Source organism: Arcicella sp. BE140, assembly GCF_031456255.1.
Classification (GTDB): Bacteria; Bacteroidota; Bacteroidia; order Cytophagales; family Spirosomataceae; genus Arcicella; species Arcicella aquatica.
In genome coordinates, this window is the sequence record NZ_JAVDUE010000006.1 from 46,253 (window position 1) to 63,520 (window position 17,268).

The 17,268-nt window shown below is 37.9% G+C and carries 14 protein-coding genes; 13 read left to right on the top strand and 1 reads right to left on the bottom strand.

Features of this window, described 5'->3' with window-relative positions; translation table 11 throughout:
- Position 1: 1 nt before the first annotated feature.
- The 13 genes from J2Y60_RS10845 to J2Y60_RS10905 all read left to right on the top strand — a co-directional run bounded on the left by J2Y60_RS10845 (position 2) and on the right by J2Y60_RS10905 (position 16,681).
- Entirely contained in the window at positions 2 to 1,957 is a 1,956-nt protein-coding gene (locus tag J2Y60_RS10845) for a DUF4861 family protein (RefSeq protein WP_309917962.1), read from the top strand.
- Between the two features lie 7 nt (positions 1,958 to 1,964).
- Positions 1,965 to 3,464, top strand: a complete 1,500-nt coding sequence (locus J2Y60_RS10850; RefSeq protein WP_309917959.1) for a glycoside hydrolase family 88 protein — start codon at positions 1,965 to 1,967, stop codon at positions 3,462 to 3,464.
- Between the two features lie 2 nt (positions 3,465 to 3,466).
- Positions 3,467 to 5,125 (top strand): sodium:solute symporter family protein, encoded by a 1,659-nt coding sequence (locus tag J2Y60_RS10855; protein ID WP_309917956.1) that lies wholly within the window; start codon positions 3,467 to 3,469, stop codon positions 5,123 to 5,125.
- A complete protein-coding gene (locus J2Y60_RS10860) occupies positions 5,122 to 5,820 on the top strand; it encodes an SDR family oxidoreductase (RefSeq protein WP_309917953.1) in 699 nt (232 codons plus the stop codon). Before J2Y60_RS10855 ends, J2Y60_RS10860 begins: the two co-directional genes overlap by 4 nt.
- On the top strand, positions 5,820 to 6,509 hold the full coding sequence (locus tag J2Y60_RS10865) for an RraA family protein (protein ID WP_309917950.1): 690 nt from the start codon (positions 5,820 to 5,822) through the stop codon (positions 6,507 to 6,509). Before J2Y60_RS10860 ends, J2Y60_RS10865 begins: the two co-directional genes overlap by 1 nt.
- A gap of 1 nt (position 6,510) precedes the next feature.
- Complete coding sequence (locus J2Y60_RS10870; RefSeq protein ID WP_309917947.1) at positions 6,511 to 8,568, top strand: heparinase II/III family protein; 2,058 nt, start codon at positions 6,511 to 6,513, stop codon at positions 8,566 to 8,568.
- Complete coding sequence (locus J2Y60_RS10875; protein WP_309917945.1) at positions 8,568 to 8,987, top strand: VOC family protein; 420 nt, start codon at positions 8,568 to 8,570, stop codon at positions 8,985 to 8,987. The genes J2Y60_RS10870 and J2Y60_RS10875 overlap by 1 nt, the downstream gene beginning before the upstream one ends.
- Before the next feature lie 78 nt (positions 8,988 to 9,065).
- Positions 9,066 to 9,452: a VOC family protein gene (locus tag J2Y60_RS10880; protein ID WP_309917943.1), complete on the top strand. Its 387-nt coding sequence runs from the start codon at positions 9,066 to 9,068 to the stop codon at positions 9,450 to 9,452.
- A 52-nt stretch (positions 9,453 to 9,504) separates the two neighbouring features.
- Positions 9,505 to 10,515 (top strand): zinc-binding dehydrogenase, encoded by a 1,011-nt coding sequence (locus tag J2Y60_RS10885; RefSeq protein WP_309917940.1) that lies wholly within the window; start codon positions 9,505 to 9,507, stop codon positions 10,513 to 10,515.
- Positions 10,516 to 10,533: 18 nt separating this feature from the next.
- Positions 10,534 to 11,298, top strand: coding sequence for an SDR family oxidoreductase (locus tag J2Y60_RS10890; RefSeq protein WP_309918070.1), 765 nt, complete (start codon positions 10,534 to 10,536; stop codon positions 11,296 to 11,298).
- 69 nt (positions 11,299 to 11,367) lie between these two features.
- Positions 11,368 to 12,879, top strand: coding sequence for a GH39 family glycosyl hydrolase (locus J2Y60_RS10895; protein ID WP_309994626.1), 1,512 nt, complete (start codon positions 11,368 to 11,370; stop codon positions 12,877 to 12,879).
- A gap of 1 nt (position 12,880) precedes the next feature.
- Positions 12,881 to 15,022: a LamG domain-containing protein gene (locus tag J2Y60_RS10900; RefSeq protein WP_309917935.1), complete on the top strand. Its 2,142-nt coding sequence runs from the start codon at positions 12,881 to 12,883 to the stop codon at positions 15,020 to 15,022.
- A gap of 39 nt (positions 15,023 to 15,061) precedes the next feature.
- Positions 15,062 to 16,681, top strand: a complete 1,620-nt coding sequence (locus J2Y60_RS10905) for a glycoside hydrolase family 31 protein (protein ID WP_309917932.1) — start codon at positions 15,062 to 15,064, stop codon at positions 16,679 to 16,681.
- Between the two features lie 274 nt (positions 16,682 to 16,955).
- On the opposite strand, the gene J2Y60_RS10910 is transcribed toward J2Y60_RS10905, so the two are convergent.
- Positions 16,956 to 17,120, bottom strand: a complete 165-nt coding sequence (locus J2Y60_RS10910; RefSeq protein WP_309917929.1) for a hypothetical protein — start codon at positions 17,118 to 17,120, stop codon at positions 16,956 to 16,958.
- Between the last annotated feature and the right edge of the window lie 148 nt (positions 17,121 to 17,268).

Consider the following 17,268-nt stretch of genomic DNA (forward strand, 5'->3'; position numbering starts at 1 on the left):
AATGAAAAAATATATTTTAATACAATTCCTTTGGGTGCTGGGCTTAGCTAACGTGCAAGCGTCTTTTCAAAAAAGCAAACCAACAAATGATAAATTGGATACTGAAGCCATTGCAAAACTTGTACTTAAAAAAGGGTTATCTGAAATAGACTTAGGTTTGTACCCTGGCAGTTTGTTGATGCAAGGCATGAGTGAACTTGCTGCCACACAAAAAGATGCTAGTATTTTAAACCAAACTGTGGGTTTGTTTGAGGATTTTAAATCTAAGAAAATAAAAGGTAGAGGAAGCCTTATTAGCTACGAGGCTGGGGGTTCGGGAGTGGCTTACTTGAATTTTTTGAAAAAGACGAATCTTTTTTCAGATCATGTTTTGGAATATGCCAACAAGATGTACAAAAATCAAAAGCGTACTTCGGAGGGGCTTCTGACAGCCCCGTGGCTTAAAGACAGCCTTGACCAATTTATGATAGACTGTGCTTTTCCAGTAACACCTTATATGCTTTACAGTGGTTTAGCTTTCAATAAACCCGAATACTTAGATTTGGCTGTTTATCAAACAGTAGAGATGTTTAGAATACTAAAAGACCCAAACGGGTTAATACATCAAGGTAGAGGATTTGTTGGGCTAAAATCTATTTCAGAAGATAATTGGAGCCGTGGAAATGGCTGGGGAGCTTTAGCATTGGCTACATTAGTACGAGATTTGCCTGATTCGCACCCACGAAAACAAGAAGTAAATGAACTGGCAAAAAGTTTTTTTTTGGCAGTTCTAAAATACCAAAATCAGCAAGGACTTTGGAATCAGGAAATGACCGACCACACTTCATACATTGAAACTTCGGGTAGTGGTTTGATGCTTTTTGGGATTGGTATCTGTATTGAAAAAGGTGTTTTAGCCAAGTCATATTTGCCTCAATTTATTAAGGGTTTAAGTGGCTATACTTCGTACATCTCTTCCGATGGCTCTGTGAGTAATACTTGTTCTGGATGCTTATGTCCTGGGAAAGGGACTAAAAAAGACTATATCAAAAAAGAGTGGAAGCTTAATGACCCACACGCTTTTGGACCTGTAGTTCTAGTTTTTACACAAGCCTCTAACATGGGCATCAAAGAGATTACACTCCCCAAAAGTATGGGTTGCTATGTTACCGATTTTGGTAAACCCATTAAACCACAAACCTACATACGTTACATGCCCGAAGCCAATGGTAATATTCTTTGGGAAAACGATAGAGTTGCCTTTAGGGTATATGGGTCTCCTGTAAAAGACAGAGTTAGTAGCGGAATTGATGTTTGGACAAAATCTGTTGATTATCCCATCATTGATAAATGGTATAGTCTGAATGCCCAAGGAGTAGAATATCATATAGACCACGGCGAGGGTTGTGATTTTTTCCATGTAGGTTTCAGTCGTGGAGATGGCGGAACAGCAATTTGGCATGATAATAAACCTTATATCTCCAAGCCTTATATAAGCCATCGCATTCTAAAAAATACTGAGGATGAAATTGCATTTGAATTAATTTTCGACCCATGGCAAGTAGGTGATTTCAAAGTTTCTGAACATAAAGTAATTACTATGAAAACGAGGACTAACTTCTTTAAAGTTGTTAGCACTTTTCAGACAGATTCAAAACAACCTCTGACAGTCGGTATTGGCATTGCTTACGCAAAAAAACCTGAGATAATTACTGATGCTAAAAAAGGTTCGCTCACAATTTGGGAATCGTATATGCCCGAAAATGGTGAGTTAGGTACAAGCATTATGATAAACCCAGCTGATTTTAAAGGATTTAAAGATTATGAAAAAGAAAAGTTTATTTTGGTGAAGGCAACCTCAGGGAAACCTATTACCTATTATGTAGGTGCTGGTTGGAACAAAGCTCCACAGTTCGAGACGAAGGAGGATTGGTTGAAATACATAGAGAGCGAATTACCTAAATTGGTTTTTAAATAAATATAATATGAACATTTTTTTTACCAGACGACAAATGCTTGCAATAGCAACTACTATGGCTACAGCTGTAGCTACAGCTTTTGGCAGTAGGGATAAAAAAAGTAATTATCAGTACTTGTTAGCAAAACTAAGTGGTTCGGAGGCGACCTTACCAGAGGGTAAATATATTCCTTTCGACTTGTCATTTGGTGAAATTTCATTAAGGCAAGAGGTGAAATTATCATGGAATCAATCCATTCCTGATAAAACAGAATTTGTTAGATTACGAATTACAAGTGCCACTGATGTGCGTGAAACATTAGTCTTAGAGGTAAGAACTGCCATTTCTGGCAAAAAAATTGCCGTTTGGGATTTTCGCTTTGCAGCATTATTACAGCCCTTTGAACTAGAGATCCCTGCAAAGCATATAAAGGCTGTTTTTTCAGAAGGGGTAACCTTAAGAATGATAGAAGGAACAAAACCTTTTTGGTTTTTTACAGGAAGTTCTTCTGAGAAAACCGCCCCCCAAGCCTATTTACCACACCTTTTAGTGTATGGAGAAGAATTACAAAAAGATGCTTGGAAAGACCGCCTACTTTCGTTTGGCTCGTTACAAACGTTTGGTTGGCAACAAGGCATCGTGTGGGACGGTTTGCTAGACCTGAGCAAACATTCTACCAAAGCAAAAACCGTTTTGGAACAGCAGTTAAACTTGTATTTTGCCAACAATAGCTTGGTGTACTGTAATTTGAATAATATTAAAACCATAGAAAAAATCCATACAGTAGAATCTATTTTGCCATTTGCCATTTTAGCACAAACCAACCCAACACACCCACTTTTAGAAACCGCCATTTCTTTTTGTGAAGCACACGCCAATACACTTGGAGTAATAGCCGATGGAACAGGCAACAATAGAATGGTAAAAACCGAAGAATGTTATACGGTTAGCTATCCTTTAGCAGTTTTAGCAAAAGTCTTGAATCGCCCAGATTTAGTTAAGCTGTCTATAGAGACGTTAAAATCAAGGATTGAAGTGTTAGAAAAAGGTAATAGTATTTATCAAAGAGGAACAGAGCAAGGCGAACTTTTCTTTGAAAATTGGAGCAGAGGAGTAGCATGGTACTTGTTGGGTTTGGCAAAAACTTTAGTGCATTTACCCGAAAGTACAGAGAAAGAATCACTTACAATTTCCTTCAAGAAATCAGTTGAAAAAGTGCTGACTTACCAACAACACAACGGACTTTGGTACAACTTTTTTCACCAGCCCGACACAGGATTTGAAACCTCAGGAACAGCAGGTATTGCTGCCGCTTTGAAGGTTGGTTTTCAACATGGATTTTTGAATGAAACCGCCAAAAAAGCAGCAATGAATGCAAGTATAGGACTTTTTCCCTACCTCGCACCCGATGGCTACCTGACAGGCACAGCCCAAGTAAACAAAGGTGGAGAGGCTTTACAAAAAAACGGATTTAGGGTAATATCCCCATACACATTGGGATTTTTAGCCCATTTAACCATTAAATAAACATGAATAAACTACAAGCACTAGACTACTCTGCCATTATTCTGTACATGATTATCATGTCGGGTATTGGAATTTTTATGGGCAGATTGGTCAAAAATATTAACGATTATTTCAAAGGTGGAAGTGGTGTTTCGTGGATTGCTGGGGGTATCAGTAATTTTATGACCAAATTCAGTACTGTTATTTTTGTAGCTTTTGGTGGCATTGCTTATACAGACGGCTTGGTTGCCATTACCGTACTTTGGGCAACTATTTTTCCTTCGTTAATTGCCATATTTTTCTTTGCTAAACGCTGGAAAAGAACAGGTATCATGAGTCCAGTAGAGTTTTTAGAAACGCGCTACAATGCCCCTATCCGACAAATATTTTCGTGGAGTGGTGTAGTGTTTAAACTACTCGACGACATGATTAAACTCTATTCGATTGGGCTTTTCGTTACAGCAGCATCAGGTATATCTTTTGAAACTGCTGTTATTGGTTGTGGTGTCGTGGTGACGCTCTACACCGTAATTGGGGGCTTCTGGGCGGTTATTGTAACCGATGTGGTACAGTTTGTAATTCTCTTCTTTGCTACATTAATTCTTGTTCCGCTGTCTTACACGGCAGCAGGGGGGATTGAAAATATGCAAGCTGTAATACCACAAAACATGACATGGTTTAATGGTAAAAAAGGAATGCCTTTATGGTTAATTACCTATTATGCACTACTCATTATTCGTTATTTAGGTAATTGGACATTTATTCAACGTTTTTATAGTGCAAAAACCGAAAAAGATGGACAGAAATTAGCGGCGTTATCGGCTTTTTTCTTTTTTATTTTCCCCGTTATTTTTCTATTTCCACCTTTAGCAGCTCGTGTTATTTTACCCAATTTACAGAACCCCGAGATGGCATACGTTAGCCTTTGCTTGGAACTACTTCCTGAAGGCATTATGGGGCTAATGATGGCCGCCATGTTTTCAGCTACGATGTCGGTTCTAAGTGCTGAATATAACGTAACGGCAAGCGTACTTACCCGAGACATTTATCAGAGAGTTTTCAGACCTAACGCCAGTAGTAAAGAGTCGCTTTTGGTAGGTAGGCTTATGACACTCGCTGTTGGGGCAATAGTTACTATAGGAGCCTTGTTCGTGTCAGGTTTTGGTGGTGCTTTTGAAGCCAATAAATTACTAGGAGGTGTTTTTGCAGTTCCGATGATCGTACCTGTGATTTTTGGTGTTTTGATGCGAAAACCTCAACCATGGGGAGCTTTAGCAACATTGTTTTTAGGTACTTTATTGGGCTTTGTTATGAATGCCAATAAAGCCATTAGCTGGGAAGTAGCCACGCTAATAGAAATAGCTTTCTGTATTACCATTTTCACAGTTTCAGGCTTATTTCCATCCAAAGATTCAGCATATAACCAAAAAGTAGATACTTTTTTCCATAAGCTCACAGTGCCTTTTGTACCCGAAAAGGAAACTAATGTAAACGATAAATTCAGAGATACTATCAAATTGATGTACGGCATTGCATTTGGGCTTACAGGGCTTATGTTTATCATCATGGGTTTCCCATCTCGTAACCTTATTAGTGGAAAATTGGCACTCGCTGCAGGGACATTGTGCCTTGTTTCAGCATCTTTCTTATATTTTAGAAAACGTAACCTCCAATCAAAATGAGTTATTTACAAAACAAAGTAGTATTTATTACGGGGGCTTCTAGCGGAATAGGCAAAGCAACAGCCCTTATGCTTTTAGAGGCTGGTGCAAAGGTTTTTGATTTTAGTCGTACCAATCAACTTACTAATGAGATTTCACACGAAAATCTACGGTCTTTTAAAGGTGATGTCAGCTCAGAAACTGATGTGAAAGCAGGGTTTGATGCTTGCTTACAAGCCTTTGGAACAGTGGATGCACTATTGAATAACGCAGGGTTGGGCTTGGTAACCAATGACCTCTCACTTACAGAACTGGACACTTTCGAGCAGATGTTTGATGTCAACGTAAAAGGTGTTTTTCTATGTAATCGTGAGGCATTGAAAATCATGAAAAATAACAAATCGGGGCATATTCTAACGGTGATTTCAATGGGGGGGCAACGCACTAATGCTTCTGCGCCTGTTTACTGTGCTTCTAAATTTGGAGCAAGAGGGTTAAGCAGTGGCTTGGCAGACCAAGCGTTGAAACTAGGCATAAAAGTAACAGATATAAACCCAGGCCCTACTGACAGCAATTATTGGGGAGACCGACAAGTAGCACGCGAGAAATTCCTGAAAGTAGAAGATGTAGCTAAGGTTATTGTTTTTGTACTAGACCAGCCCGACTATGTATTGATCAGAGAAATCAATTTTGATAACATGAAATTTTTAGCATAATGAACACCAACGGACATATTTCTAAATCACCTTTCCCGATTTCGGTTGCCGAAATGAGGGGACGTTACCTTCGACTTTATACAGGTGCAGTAAATGATGTACTTCGATTTAATTATCAAATGCACGCAACCAGTTTGCCAGCTTGTTTTGAACCTCTTAGAGAAGAAATGAAGTTGGCAGGGCTAGCATTTACGGTAAAAGGTGGACCAGACATTACTACCGAAGGGGAATTTGAAATGAGGGCTGAAATGCTAGAAGCTCTATATGAAGATTCTGTAGTAGTATGGGACTGCACTGGTGATAAAGTAACCTCGCAATGGGGCGAAGTAATGACCATGGCAGCCCAAAAAATAGGCTGTAGGGGAGCGGTTATCAATGGAATCAGAGATACTCAGGCTATTTTAGAATTGGGATTTCCTGTGTTTCACCAATTCAAATCAAATACTGGTATGTTAGGACGTTTTAGGATGTACCATTATCTTAAACCAATCCTAATGGGCGAAGTAATTGTAAACCCAGGGGACTGGATTTTTGGTGATATTGATGGCGTAATTTCTATACCACAAGATATCGCCTACGATGTACTTGTTGCTGCTGAGAAATTACTATTCAAAGAAGACGAAATCAGAGAAATGGTAGAAAGCGGCATGAAGCCAACAGATGTTGTGAAAAACGGAGGATATTTTTGATATGGCAATCTTTTTAAATAGTACTGAAAAACAGCGAATTCTTAATGCTCTTGAGCATGGCGATACACTGTTGACTCAGTTTTTCAAAGCACTTCAAGAAAGAGTATATGCAAGAGTAGAATCAGGCACTTTGTTAGGATTCAACCCTACTACCATTTGGTGGCATTCAGCGGCAGAATACCTTTCGGATGCTGCTATGAGTTATGCTCTAAAACCTACGGCAGCATTAGCATATTGGCTTAAAACAGAAACACTAATCATTGTTAGAAAATCGACCTATGATTGGGTTGGTCCAGCCTTTCGTGATCATTCAGAGCCATACACAGGACACCTGGAAACAGCACATCTTTGCTGGGGTATTTCGGCAGTGTACGATTTGGCAAAAGAAGTTTTTACTGAAAGCGAACAAGAAGAAATAAAAATTGCCTTACAAGAAAAAGGGTTAGTCCTGTGCCGTAGATGGATAGCTAAAAACAATCATTTAGCCAATTGGAGAAGTATTTTAGTAAGCGGGGCAATTGTTGCCTCGGTGGTTTTAGCAGACGATAAATCAGTCAATGAATTATTACCCGAAGTAACACTTTGTCAAGATGCCTTGCAAGAGGATGGTTCGTATGGAGAATCGTTGCAGTATGGAAATTATTTATTACTGGCTTTGACTTTTGTCAATGAAGCCATCATTCGGAGTAATACCAATAAAGAAACTTCATTAGCCAATGTAGGAAATTCAATAGCATGGTTTGTTAACAGTATGTTTTATTCTAAACCATTAAAAGGTTGGGGTGATGAACCTAGGGCCAGAGCAGCAAACTTTAATGATAGTGCTGCCATATTTCGCCCCTCTGGAGATGTACTCCTTCACATTGCAACTAGAAGCAATGTCGAGGAAGAAAGGGGTTTGGCAAAATGGCTTTTTGAAAAATATTATAGTGCTATACCCACCCAAGGACCACATGATTTGGCTACTTTGGGCATGAGAAACGATTGGGGTTTTCTGACCTTACCTTTGTTAACTTACGAAACAAAAAGTATTTCACCAGAGCAAGCAAGTTTAGCCCTAACGGCATCATTCAGTAATGGAAATGCTTTTATTCGAGATGCTTGGGATGGCAAAACAATCGTTGCCATCAATGGTGGAAGTGAGCCACTTAACGGATTGGGGCATTTGCATGGCGATTTGAATAGTTTCATTTTGGTACATAATCAAGAACGTTTATTGGCAGACCCTGGACACAGCTGTTATCGTAACCTAATTCATGGTTTAGAAAGTAGCTCACAAACACATAATACTTGTACTTTTCTGATAGATAAAGAATCATTAGGCTTGCAAGAAGACTTGGCAAAGGCTTCTTTACTCGAGCAAAAAAGTGTATTCCCAAGAAGAATTATAAGTAATGGAAAAGCTGGCGATAAGGTATTGAGAGGTGATAAACGATTGATTTGTACAAAAGACGATGTGATTTCGGTAATTGGTGCTGAGGTAGCAGAGGCTTATGGTTATCCTATTGAAGAGTTTTCTCGTTTTTGGATTTTAGCAGGGAGCAATACTTTATTCATTGTCGATAAAATCCACGCTGTTGCACCAGTTACTACATTATGGAATTGGGTAGTAAACAACCGAGATGGACAAACAGAATGGCAAAAGGAGAGTGCTTGTTTAACCATAAAACGCCCCCAAGCAGGTATGAAAATTTTTCATGGGGGTAATGGAGATTGGGCTTACCCAGTATATGGTTTTTTGCATGACGCTTATCATCCAGAGCCAAACCAACTAGGAGAGGGGTCTTCTGGCGAAAGTCTATTATTTAGATTTACCGAAAAGGCTAATCAAAGTCGTCGGATGGTTGTTCATGCCATTGCCTTGGACAGTCCTGATAGAATAGAAAAATGGGCATTTGAAGCAAATGAGAACAGCTACACCCTAAAGAGCGATGAAAAGCAATGGACACTTAAACTAGATGGTAGTAGTGAAGATAGTTTTTCTATGGTTTCTGGTCATGGTAGAACCTGGAAAATACAAAAAGAAGGAGAACAATACCAACTGAAACACATTCAATAATGGCAGTAGAAACAAATATACTTGGAATGATGGGGGTAGACCATCCGGCATTAGCCGCTGATGATGTCGAATTACTAACTACTTGGTACTGTGAAGTATTGGGTTATCAGCCTTGGTTTGAATATAGAACTACCGAACCACCAAAACTTGTGTGGATGCTAAAAGCCCCAGACGGAACTTTGCTCGAAATTATGCCAAAAGACGATACATCGAGGCAAAAACGCACTACTTGGACGCCCGGTTGGTCGCATTTGGCTTTGAGGGTAAAAGATATAGAGCAAGCCATTTGTTATTTAGACCAACACAATATTACATGGGCTGGCGAACTTTCAAACGCAATTGGTGGTGGAAGAGTCCGTAATTTTTTAGATATAGAAGGTAATCTCTTACAAATTTTAGAGAGGACATCCCCTCTCTAATCATTTTAATAAACTATAATTTTAAAGTAAACAGCTCTTCAAGCTTAACAATTGGGCTTTGTGAGAGCTATAGAAAAAATGGAAAAATTTAGTATTAAAGGTATAGATCACCCAGCACTTGCTGCTGAAAACGTAGAAGCACTAGCTACTTGGTATTGTGAAGTGTTGGGCTTTGAGGTGATTTTTAAAGACCCCAGACCAATATGGCTATTAAAAGCACCCGATGGCGTTATTCTAGAAATTTTACCGATAGACAATAACCCTCGCCCCATACGCACAAACTTGACACCTGGTTGGTCGCACGTAGCTTTCGGAGTTGACGACATCGAGGCAGGCATAATACATTTAGACAAACATCAAATAAAATGGTCGAGTGTACTTTCCCCAGCTACGGGTGGGGGTAGGGTTCGTACTTTTTTTGACCCTGAAGGAAACGTCCTTCAATTGGTTGAAAGACCAAAGTAACAAAAGCATTTTAAAAATATTCATACCATAAATATCCTATTAGGGAAGATATATGACCGCACTGTTTTATGAAGGGAATCATTCCTTTAATCTTAAAAATACAGAACCTATCCCTTTGGGGAAAGGTGAAGTTCGCTTAAAAATGGCATTCGTCGGTGTCTGTGGTACAGATGTCCATATCTATCATGGTAAAATGGATGCCCGTGTAAAACCACCTCAAATTATAGGACACGAGGTATCGGGCATAATTGATGCCTTGGGCGAAGGAGTAACAGATTGGGAGGTTGGTGAAAAAGTAACCGTTCGTCCACTAAATCCGGGCGAAGAAGTACCAGCAGACAATGGGTTTAGACATATCGGGCAGAACTTAAAATTTATCGGGATAGATTCAGCAGGGGGGATGCAGACCTATTGGAATGTGCCAGCGTTTACACTTCACCGTTTGCCAGAAAACCTATCATTAAGCCTCGGAGCATTGATAGAACCCTTGGCAGTTGCTTGTCATGATGTCCGCCTTGGCGAATTAAAGGCAGGAGAAAATGCTGTTATTATTGGTGGCGGACCAATTGGTTTATTAATTGCACTAGTCGCCAAGCATAAAGGTGCAAATGTTTTGATTTCTGAAGTGAATCCTAACAGAATTTCCTTTATTCAATCTCTGGGTTTTGAAACGGTTAATCCTATTGAACAAGATTTAGTAAAAACTGTAGAAGATTTCACGGATGGAGCTATGGCAGATGTAGTCTTTGAGGTTTCGGGCGTTCAAGCTGGCGTAACAGCCATGACCCAAATACCGAGAGTAAGGGGGAGAATAGTAATGGTAGCCATACATGCTGAGCCTAAGACGGTTGATTTGTTTCGTTTTTTTTGGAGAGAAATTAAAATGGTAGGAGCTAGGGTTTATGAACCAGAAGACTTTGATGAAGCAATAGCTTTGGCGGCTGGAGGCACGTTGCCTTTAGAAAAAATGATAACTCAAATTTCACCCTTGGAAGATGCACAACAGGTTTTTGAAATGATTGATCAAAACCCTGCTGGCATGAAATATTTACTAGAAATTTAATAAGAACTGAAAATGAGCATTTTAAATAGCTTTAACTTAACAGGAAAAACAGCCATTGTTACGGGCTGTAAAAGAGGTATTGGCAAAGCAATGGCATTGGCTTTAGCAGAAGCAGGAGCTGATATTATAGGTGTTTCGGCATCGCTAGAACTAACAGATAGCCAAGTAGAACAAGAAGTAAAAGAACTGGGCAGAAAATTCTATGCTTACCAATGTGATTTTAAAGACCGTTCAGCTTTGTATGATTTTATCAACAAAGTAAAAGCAGAACACTCTCTTGTAGATATATTGGTGAACAATGCAGGCAATATTCTTAGAAAACCTGCAGCAGAACATCCAGATGAGTATTGGGATGAAATCATAGAGGTTAACCTTAATTCTCAATTTATTTTAGCTCGGGAATTTGGTAAAGAAATGGTAGTAAGAGGTAATGGAAAAATAATTTTCACAGCTTCATTACTTACCTTTCAAGGGGGAATCACGGTGCCAGGCTATGCAGCTAGTAAAGGGGCAATCGGTAGTTTAGTAAAAGCTTTAGCCAATGAGTGGGCAGGTAAAGGTGTTAATGTTAATGCCATTGCTCCGGGTTATATCGCTACCGATAATACAGAAGCTCTACGTAATGACCCCGATAGAAGTACCTCTATTTTATCAAGAATTCCAGCGGGTCGATGGGGTAAGCCCGATGATTTTAAAGGTATTACATTATTTTTAGCATCAGATGCGGCCAGTTACGTAAACGGTACCATTGTAACAGTAGATGGTGGATGGATGGGAAGGTAGTTGTCGGAAGTAAAAAATAATCGAAGTTTAATATATTAGCATATTTTGAATCAAGTAAAATCATATTGTATGAATACTTTTAAGCGTTTTCTGTTAGCATGTTTATACATGTTCATGATAATTTCAGTAGGTTTTTCTCAGAAGATAGACACCTCTAATGACAGAGTAACTACCGATTTGAAAATACCTTTTACCAAAATTGGTACAATCAAACCAAAGAATACTCATGAAATCACATCATCTAACTGGATACTTGGCTGTGAAACCTTAGACCGAGATATGGCTGATTATGAGCAATATAAAGCCTATATTGCCCCTTTGGGTATCAAGCGTTTAAGGATGCAGGCTGGTTGGGCTAAAACAGAAAAAATAAAAGGAAAATACGACTGGCAATGGCTTGATAAAATTATTGATGATGCCTACAGTCAAGGTTTTCAGCCTTGGCTGGAAACCTCGTATGGCAACCCCATTTATGAAGGTGGGGGTGGTGTTAATTTAAGTGCTGGGATACCTACCTCATCAGAAGCACTAAAAGCGTGGGATAGATGGGTAGAAGCCTTGGTTTTGCGATACAAAAATAAAGTAACAGACTGGGAAATTTGGAATGAACCAAATTTTGGGGATAATGAAATTAACCTACCCGAAAAAGTAGCAGATTTGAATATCAGAACGGCTGAAATCATCAAAAAAAACCAGCCAAATGCTAAAATATCGGGGCTGGCTATGGGGCATATAGATTTAAAATATGCAGATATTTTCTTTAAAACTATTCATCAAAAAGGGAAAATGAAACTTTTTGATAATATGACCTATCATGACTATGTCTATAATCCAGATGCAAATTATGGGCGTGTAGCAGAACTAAGACTTATTTTAGATAAGTATGCACCAAGCGTTAAACTTCGCCAAGGAGAAAATGGCTCGCCTTCGTTTAGTGGTGGTGGTAGAGGTGCTTTAGGGGATTATGACTGGACTGAGCTTTCGCAAGCCAAATGGAATATTCGTAGAATGCTGGGTGATTTAGGGCATGATATTGAATCAAGTATTTTAGGAATTATCGAGATGAATTATGGTGTAGCTAGAGGACCCATTAGTAAAAAAAATGTAAAGGGGCTTCTAGAGGCTGATTCTTTAAACAGGGTGGTTCGCCCTAAAATGGTTTATTATGCTATGCAAAATGTAGCTTCTGTTTTTGATAATTCTCTTCAAAGAATCAAAAAACTCGAACCAACACACAACAGCGAAGCCCAATTAATTGGAGGAGAAATAAAGTATAATAAAGGTACAGATAGAAGTTTGTCAGTGTATGGCTACGAAAATGTTCAATCCCGAAAGCAACTGTTTAGCATCTGGTCAGACGAAGCCATTCCAACAAATACCAACATAACCAAAAACCTGAATTTTACTGTAATCAATGGTAATTTCGACCAGCCTGTTTATGTGGATATGATTACGGGAGGTGTCTATGAAATCCCAGTTAATCAATGGACAAAAGTAGGAAACAAATATGTTTTCAGTAATATTCCTGTTTACGATGCCCCGATATTATTAGCAGATAAATCGTTGATTAGTATTCAGTAAAATGTATATCTTAGAAATCATGAGAGTTGCTTTATTAATTTTATTTTATTTTAAATTCTGTTTCTTATACAGTCAAAGCAAAACTGTTTTGTATTGTAATTTTGATACAATCGAAAAAAAAGAACAAATTAAGCCTTTGGTTCGCCGAGGAATTCCTTCCCCAGAAATTAATCGTTCTTATTTCGTTAAGGATGAAAACTCAACAACAAGAGGAAAAATACATGGAGTTTTTCATAAACAAGTAAAAGGTGTAATTGGTAATGCTTTGCAATTAGATGGTAATACAAGTTTTGTTCAAGCAGTATTAGAAAATGATATTGAGGGAGATTTCAGCGTTGGTGCTTGGATTGCATTAGGGGCATATCCTACTCATTGGTGTCCAGTTGCTGATCAAAACATTGGCACAAAGAAAGGTTTTTTTCTAGGTGTGGATGCAAATGGTCATGCTGGTTTCAAAGTTTATATTGAAGATAAATTGATTGATGTACAGTCAGGTGAAAAAATTCAACTTCGTCAATGGGTTTACATCCAAGGAGTTTATTCCCCGTCAGAGGGTATTTTGCTATATTTGAATGGTAAGCTGGTTGCTTCTGCGAAATCGATAGGAGATTTTGTGCCAGCAAGTTCTAAAGAGATTTCTGTGGGGAAGAGTACCCTACGCCAAAAACCAGAAGGAACGGTTCGTCCTAATGCTACAGAGGCAGTTTATACTTTTTTTGATGGTTTAATAGATGAACTTAAAATCTATGATAATGCTTTAAAGAGTTCAGAAATAGTAGAATATTATCAAAATACTAAACCTTCTCAAGTGCCTGAACTTGCAATTCGTAACTTGCCTTTGTCTGATGCAAAACCAACAAAATTTGGGGGCGTTTATGCTAAATTGAAGTATTATGAGTCGTGGGACAAACCTTGGCCCATGGGCGACAATGCTGATGTAGTGATTAATTTTGATGAGAATGCCAGCAAATTTGTTTTTTGGCGCGGTACAAGCTATATACCACATTGGATAACAGAAAATGGTATTTGGTATAATAATGAATTCTTAGAAACTTGGAGTGCCAAAGGCTCTCATGAACCCATGTCTGATAAACGTTGCCAGTTTTCAAATGTTCGAATCATTGAGACTAACGATGCTAGGGTGGTAGTTCATTGGCGATATGCTTTGATTGATAATTGGAACGAAATGGCTCGAGTTGACTCATTGACTGGTTTTGGTGAATGGGCAGATGAACAATACACTATTTATCCAGACGGTGTAGCTACTCGGAAAATAACCTTGTATAGCTCTCAACCTCAGTCAGCACATGAATGGCATGAGGGGATTGTAGTAATGGAGCCAGGACAACGCCCAGAACAGGTGCTAGAGCCAGAAGGGCTAACACTTGCGAACATGAAAGGCGAAACCCATGTTTACGATTGGAGTAAAGGAATACCCACAGAAGCAGATAAACAGGGGTATGTTCAATTACCAGAATCAGCCAATATTCATGTAATTAATACTAAATCAATATTAAAACCTTTTGTAATCATCGATCCACAAGCACACCCAAAATGGAATATATATAATGGGGAATTACGAAGAGATGTAAGTATGTATCCATGGTGGAATCATTGGCCAGCAGCACAAAAAGCATCTGATGGACGCTATGCAATGGACTCTGATTATGCATCACATTCATCGCTTTCCAACGCCAATTGGGATGCTTATGAATTGACGGAAGATTCTCATACCAAAATTATGCTACATGGCTTAACTAGCAAAAAAGCACAAGATTTAATTAATTTAACAAAATCATGGTCAAAACCTGCTAAAATTAAATTAGCAGATAATTCACTTTATGCAGGAGGTTATTATGTACCAAGTGAAAGAGCTTATCATGTAATATCTTCTAAAAAACTAGCCGCATTGAATTTTACATTAGAGGCTAATAGCAATTCACCTATTGAAAATGCCTCAATTATTGTTAAAAATTGGGGAAATCATGATGTTTCTCTCAAAATTGATAATATTCCTGTGGCTAGAAGCAAAGCCTTTCGCTATGGTTTTCGAGATAGTTTAGAGGGTACAGACTTAGTCGTTTGGATAGAAAAGAAAAGTATTAAACCCCTAAATATTAGCTTACTTCCTATAAAAAAATAAATATATTTTCTAACAAGAATTGTGAAATAACATCAAAACATGAAAAAAATATTTGTACTACTCTTTATCCTTTTTTCGGTAAATGTATACGCCGAGGTATACATATCAGAAATAAAATCATTAGAAAACGAAAAATGGTATGGTGCTTATACCGCCAAAGCATTTTGCAATACTCCCTTGAAGGATTTAACATTCCAGCCTTATCAGGATGACGAAAAATTAAAAGATTTACGGAAGGATAACAGGGGGAATCAAGCTGCCCCGTTGTTGATTTCAAATTTGGGTCGTTATGTTTGGAGTAACGAACCTTTTGCTTTTGAATTGAAAAACGGCAGTTTAATTATCCATTCAGATATTGAAAAGATAGAGGCTTTTGTTGCTGGCAAAACACTACGTGAAGCATATTTAGGGGCAATGAAAAAATATTTTCCTCCTTCTGGAAAAACACCTAATGAATTGATGTTCAAAATGCCCCAGTACAATATGTGGATTGAACTAAATTATAATCAAGACCAGCCCAAAGTATTGAAATATGCCAACGATATTATCAAAAATAATTTCCCAACGGGAGTATTTATGATTGATGACATTTGGTCGAAAGACTATGGTAATTTCAGTTTTGACCCAAGTAAATTTCCAAACCCTAAAGCAATGGTGGACGAACTACACAGCAAAGGGTTTAAAGTAATGTTATGGCTTACACCATTTGTAAGTCCCGACAGTAAAGAGTTTGAATATCTGTCCAAAAACAAATGTTTAGTACTTAAAAAAGATAGCAAAAGTCCTGCTATCATAAAATGGTGGAATGGCTATAGTGCTTGTTTGGATTTATCTAAACCAAATGCGATTGATTGGTTAAGAACAAAATTGAAAAATTTACAAAATACTTATGGAATTGATGGCTTTAAATTTGATGCTGTGGACTTTGATTTTTATACAAAAGGCTCAAAGGTTTTTCCAAATGAAGATACCAACACCTCGGGACCTATTCAAGCAGAAATGTTTGGTAAATTAGGAGCTGAATTCGATTTCAATGAATTTAGGGCTGGTTGGAAAAATGGTAATCAACCTATTGCTCAACGTTTACAAGACAAACAATATTCTTGGGACGATTTAAAATTACTCGTGCCAGATATGTTATCTGCTGGCTTGATTGGTCATCCTTTTACTTGTCCAGACATGATTGGTGGTGGGTTATTATCAACTTTTGAAAACATAGATTATACTAAATTTGACCAAGAGTTAATGGTTCGCTCGGCTCAAATACAAGCCTTGATGCCGATGATGCAATTTTCGGTAGCTCCTTGGCGAGTATTGGATGAAAAACACTTGAATATCGTTCGTGAAGCAGCACAATTACATGCTAAAATGGGTAATTATATCATAGAGTTATCCAAAAATGCAGCAGTTGATGGCGAACCCATAGTTAGGCATTTAGAATATGTTTTTCCTCAACAAGGGTTTGAATCTTGTGATAATCAATTTATGTTGGGTAATAAATATTTAGTGACTCCCATGATTGATAAAGGATATACAAGAACTGTAAAATTACCAAGAGGCAATTGGATTGATGAAACAGGAAAAAAATATCAAGGCGGACAAAGCATTCAAATCAATGTACCACTAAATCGTCTTCCATACTTTACTTTGCAAGATTAATATTTATGAGGCAGAGGGATTTTACCATGTATAGGGTTTAAAAAAGTTAAAATACATAGATATGCTAAGAAACTATTTTTATTAAGTTTGTTTAATGGCTTTGCTGGATTCAATTAGCATTCTACATACCGATTGAATCCAGTATTTTTAATACTCTTATCTACTATTTGTAATCCTAACATAGGTATGAGTTTTCGTATGCGTCTAAAATAGCTTGACAGTTTCTATTAAACCTTTTAGCTTGTTTTTCAACACATTATAAAACCTTGTTTTGTTATATGAATATCTTCTTAATTTTCATTTCGTCCAGAATTGTGGCATGGAGTCCGTAATTATTGTAGGTCTCAATCACCTGCGGAATTACCCTCAATGCTACCTCTTTTTTGAGCCATTTTATTTTGGCTTCTAAGCCCTTGACTTTGTTGATTTCTGGCTTCATCAGCTTTTTATTTCTTTTATTTTTTTTAACTCATTGATGTTCATGATTTATCATTTATGTGTCAAGTAGTTTTAGTAGCATGTGGCTTGTATTATAATTTATGTTATGTTAACTAATATTAAACTATGCTAGTTCCCTATTTCATGAG

Excerpts from the sequence above, each read along its gene's own strand:
- J2Y60_RS10845 (WP_309917962.1), top strand. The coding sequence starts at position 2 with ATGAAAAAATATATTTTAATACAATTCCTTTGGGTGCTGGGCTTAGCT.
- J2Y60_RS10850 (WP_309917959.1), top strand. The coding sequence starts at position 1,965 with ATGAACATTTTTTTTACCAGACGACAAATGCTTGCAATAGCAACTACT.
- J2Y60_RS10855 (WP_309917956.1), top strand. The coding sequence starts at position 3,467 with ATGAATAAACTACAAGCACTAGACTACTCTGCCATTATTCTGTACATG.
- J2Y60_RS10860 (WP_309917953.1), top strand. The coding sequence starts at position 5,122 with ATGAGTTATTTACAAAACAAAGTAGTATTTATTACGGGGGCTTCTAGC.
- J2Y60_RS10865 (WP_309917950.1), top strand. The coding sequence starts at position 5,820 with ATGAACACCAACGGACATATTTCTAAATCACCTTTCCCGATTTCGGTT.
- J2Y60_RS10870 (WP_309917947.1), top strand. The coding sequence starts at position 6,511 with ATGGCAATCTTTTTAAATAGTACTGAAAAACAGCGAATTCTTAATGCT.
- J2Y60_RS10875 (WP_309917945.1), top strand. The coding sequence starts at position 8,568 with ATGGCAGTAGAAACAAATATACTTGGAATGATGGGGGTAGACCATCCG.
- J2Y60_RS10880 (WP_309917943.1), top strand. The coding sequence starts at position 9,066 with ATGGAAAAATTTAGTATTAAAGGTATAGATCACCCAGCACTTGCTGCT.
- J2Y60_RS10885 (WP_309917940.1), top strand. The coding sequence starts at position 9,505 with ATGACCGCACTGTTTTATGAAGGGAATCATTCCTTTAATCTTAAAAAT.
- J2Y60_RS10895 (WP_309994626.1), top strand. The coding sequence starts at position 11,368 with ATGAATACTTTTAAGCGTTTTCTGTTAGCATGTTTATACATGTTCATG.
- J2Y60_RS10900 (WP_309917935.1), top strand. The coding sequence starts at position 12,881 with ATGTATATCTTAGAAATCATGAGAGTTGCTTTATTAATTTTATTTTAT.
- J2Y60_RS10905 (WP_309917932.1), top strand. The coding sequence starts at position 15,062 with ATGAAAAAAATATTTGTACTACTCTTTATCCTTTTTTCGGTAAATGTA.
- J2Y60_RS10910 (WP_309917929.1), bottom strand. The coding sequence starts at position 17,120 with ATGAAGCCAGAAATCAACAAAGTCAAGGGCTTAGAAGCCAAAATAAAA.